Source organism: Streptomyces palmae (genome assembly GCF_004684805.1).
In the GTDB taxonomy this organism is placed as follows: Bacteria; Actinomycetota; Actinomycetes; order Streptomycetales; family Streptomycetaceae; genus Streptomyces; species Streptomyces palmae.
The window spans coordinates 1-1,003 of the sequence record NZ_SRID01000735.1 but is presented as its reverse complement, the minus strand read 5'-3'; the positions used below and the strand labels follow the sequence as shown (position 1 = coordinate 1,003).

Annotated in this window: 1 protein-coding gene; it reads right to left on the bottom strand. The window is 71.8% G+C overall.

Annotation, left to right across the window (positions count from 1 at the left end; genetic code table 11):
- Window positions 1-1,003, bottom strand: a 1,003-nt coding sequence (locus E4099_RS32380) for an AMP-binding protein (protein WP_167828575.1), incomplete at both ends; no start/stop codon positions are given.

Here is a 1,003-nt window from a genome sequence, read left to right as displayed (position 1 = left end):
GGACGTAGACGTGGGTGCCGTTGACCGGCTGCCCGATGGGGATGGTGGTGTCGTCGCTGGTGAGGGGGCGGCTCATGGTGGCGCAGACGGTGGACTCGGTCGGCCCGTAGGCGTTGACCATGCGGCGGCCCGGGGACCACCGTTCCACCAGGTCCCCACCAACCGCCTCACCGGCGACAGCCAGCGTCGTGGCCGCGGGGATCCCGTCGGGAGGCAGCACCGCGAGCGCGGCCGGGGTGAGCGTCACATGGGTGATCCGCTGCTCGGCGAGCACCCTGACCAGGTCAGGACCGGGCATCAGCTCCGCCGCCGAGGCCAGGACGATGGCCGATCCGGAGGTCAGCGCGACGCACACCTCCGCGACCGCCGCGTCGAAGCTGGGCGAGGCCATCTGCAGGATGCGGCTGCCAACCGTGACGTCGAAGCCCTCGATCTGCGAGCGGGTGAGGTGGGTGATGCCGTGGTGGCTGACCACCACACCCTTGGGGCGTCCGGTGGAGCCGGAGGTGTAGATGACGTACGCGGGGTGGTGGACGTCGAGGGGCTCCGTGCGGTGGAGATCGCCGACGGGCTCGGTGGTGTGGCCCGCGATGCGGGCGCTGGTGGCCGGCTCGTCGATGACGTGGACAGGCGCGCTGGTGGCGATGTCCGCGAGCACCTGGGCGGTGTCGGCGAGAGTGAGGATGGTGGTGGGAGCGGCGTCGGTGAGCATGTAGCTCATGCGGTCGGCCGGGTAGCCGGGGTCGACGGGCATATAGGCGCCGCCGGCCTTGGTGATGGCCAGCAGGGCGGTGATCAGCTCGATGGACCGGGGCATGACCACGGCCACGAAGCGCTCAGGGCCCACCCCCTGGCAGACCAGCCAGTGAGCCAGCTGGTTGGCGCGGGCGTCCAACTCGGCGTAGGTCAGCTCGGTGTCCCCGTGCACCACCGCGACGGCGTCCGGGGTGGCCGCGACCTGCCGTTCGAAGAGCGCGGGCAGGGTCTGCGGGGCGAGGGCCTC